This window comes from Mycobacterium sp., from assembly GCF_050701675.1.
Classification (GTDB): Bacteria; Actinomycetota; Actinomycetes; order Mycobacteriales; family Mycobacteriaceae; genus Mycobacterium.
The window spans coordinates 1-2305 of the sequence record NZ_JBOGDD010000785.1 but is presented as its reverse complement, the minus strand read 5'-3'; the positions used below and the strand labels follow the sequence as shown (position 1 = coordinate 2305).

2 protein-coding genes and 1 pseudogene are annotated in these 2305 nt (G+C 67.8%); 2 read left to right on the top strand and 1 reads right to left on the bottom strand.

Going from position 1 to position 2305, the window contains the following annotated elements; translation table 11 throughout:
* Together ACRDUX_RS24075 and ACRDUX_RS24070 are read left to right on the top strand one after the other, a co-directional pair.
* Positions 1 to 841, top strand: an 841-nt coding sequence (locus tag ACRDUX_RS24075; RefSeq protein ID WP_526417233.1) for an MFS transporter, incomplete at its 5' end; no start/stop codon positions are given.
* A 265-nt stretch (positions 842 to 1106) separates the two neighbouring features.
* Positions 1107 to 1853 carry a FadR/GntR family transcriptional regulator gene (locus tag ACRDUX_RS24070; RefSeq protein WP_526417231.1) on the top strand — a complete coding sequence of 249 codons (747 nt, stop codon included), beginning with the start codon at positions 1107 to 1109 and terminating at the stop codon, positions 1851 to 1853.
* On the opposite strand, the pseudogene ACRDUX_RS24065 reads toward ACRDUX_RS24070, so the two are convergent.
* Positions 1839 to 2305, bottom strand: a pseudogene (locus ACRDUX_RS24065) (alpha/beta hydrolase); the annotation flags it as partial. The gene ACRDUX_RS24070 and the pseudogene ACRDUX_RS24065 overlap by 15 nt on opposite strands.

The following is a 2305-nucleotide window of genomic DNA, read 5'->3' as shown; positions in this document are numbered from 1 at the left end:
CTCCATGACATCGCTGATCCTCGCCATCCTTGGCGGCGGTCAGACCTGGGCATGGTCCTCGGCGGCGAGTATCAGTGCGTTCTCGGGCGGCGGCGTGCTGCTGGCGGGCTTCGTGTTCGTCGAGCGGCGAGCCGTCGAACCGATCATGCCGCTCTGGGTGCTGTCGCGCCGACTGCTGTGTTCGACCACCATCGTGGCGCTCGGCATTGGCGCCATGCTGATGGGGCTCACCTCCTATGTGCCAACGTTTCTCGAAGGTTCCCTGCACGTCGAGCCCATCGTCGCCGGCCTTGCGCTGGCAGCCTTGACGATCGGATGGCCCGCCACCGCGAGCCTGGCCGGAAGGTTCTATCTGCGCTGGGGCTTCAAGAGAACCGCATCGGTTGGTGCCGCACTGGTCATCGCTGGAGCCTCGGGGCTGGCAGCGACGGCGCACCGACCGAACGTCGCCGTCGTTGCGGCGGTGTGCTTCGTGATCGGCGCCGGCATGGGCCTGCTGAATTTGCCGACTCTCATCGCCGCTCAATCCAGCGTCGAGTGGAACGAACGGGGTGTCGTCACCGGCAGCAACATGTTCGCCCGGTCGCTGGGCAGCGCCGTCGGAGTCGCCATCTTCGGCGCCATCGCCAACGCGATCTTCGGTCCGGGTGACGTGCATTCCGTCGGCCCTGCGGCGATCAAGTCGGGTTCGACCGCGGTGTTCCTCGGTGTCCTGATCGTCGCGGTCGCGACAGCCCTTGCCGTGGCGGCGATGCCGCGAACTCCGCCCCCAAGCGCGGGCGACGCCGCGTCGAACGAGGCGACGGAAGCAGAGCGCGCGGCCAGGATCCAGGGGGCCTGACCCGCCGGCCACCGAGTCGCCGGCCCAGCGACGCGGCCGGCGCGCTCTATTGCGTTGAGCACCATGGGATCTACGCGTCATCCGGTTGCGTTCACGACGTCACTGGGGACCTCACCCACCGACGCCGGATCCGCACCACTCGCGGGTGCCCGCCGTCGGCGCCCGAAGGCGAATGCCTCTTGCCGCAATGCGTCCGTTCACCGACCGCCACGCGCTGATCGTCGTAGCTACCCGTTTGAAGGTCTACTGGCATTATGATTGGTCCATGGCGGCACGGGATCAGTTGGCAAAGTCGAATGCGATGGCGGACGGTATGTTCAGTCGGGTCGTCCCCGGTCGGGCGTCGGGGATGATCGTCGACCAGATCCGGTTGCTCATCCGGGACGGGCAGCTCAAGCCGGGTGACCGGTTGCCACCCGAACGCGACCTCGGCGAACGCTTCGGCGTCAGCCGCGTCACCGTGCGGGAGGCCTTGCGAGGGCTGGAAGCCAACGGCATGGTGGCCATCAAGGTCGGCGCCCACGGCGGCGCCTTCGTGACCGCGCCGACGAGCGCGCGGGTCGGCGAGGGCATCATCGACCTGCTCTCGCTGTCCCAGCTCACCGACAAGGAAGTCACCGAGGCCCGTCAGGTCCTCGAGCTCGGCATCATCCCGTTCGTCTGCGAGCGGGCCACCGAGGAGGACATCACCGACCTTCTCGCGATCTGCGACCGTGCCGACGAGGCCCTTGCCAACGGCTCCTATCCGATGTCGCTGTCGGCCGAGTTCCACAGCCGCGTGGCACGCGCGAGTCACAACGCCGCCATCGCCATGCTGGCCGACTCGTTTCACGGCCCCACCCTGAGCTCGCTGCAACACGTCCAGGAAGGCCATCCCGAGATGGGAATCCGCGGCAGCCGGGAACACCGCCAGTTCGTCAACGCCATCAAGAAGCGTGACGTCGAAAAGGCCACCGCAGTCATGCGCACGCACATCGGGCGTACTGCCCGGCACGTGTCAACCGGGCAGTGACTGCAGGAAGTCGATGACCCGGGCGGGTGCAGTCTCGGCCGTCTGGGCCGCCACGGGCGCGTCCCAGAAGTCGGCGCCAGGCAGACACTCCCGTAGGTAATGCGCCGCGGACGGTGCATGCGAAGAGTCGTTCCCCGGCACGATGAGCGCCGGAACAGTCAGCGTCAGAAGATCTTCGGGCTCCGCACCGGGAACGGTGTCCCGGTCGAACAGCAACCTGCACATACCCGCGACGATCACCTGGTACCGGGCCGGATCCAGGTCGACGTAACGGGCCGCGAACTCGTGGTCGCTGCGCAGCACCGCCACCCACGGGCCCACCCTGCCGTCCTCGGAGAACCCGCCGTCGGTCGAGTAGGCAAGGGCGGCAACCGCGCGCAGCCCATTCTCGGCGGCGTACGCCAGATGAGCGTGGAAGCGGGCATGCTGCTTCGCGCGGTACTGCACACCGC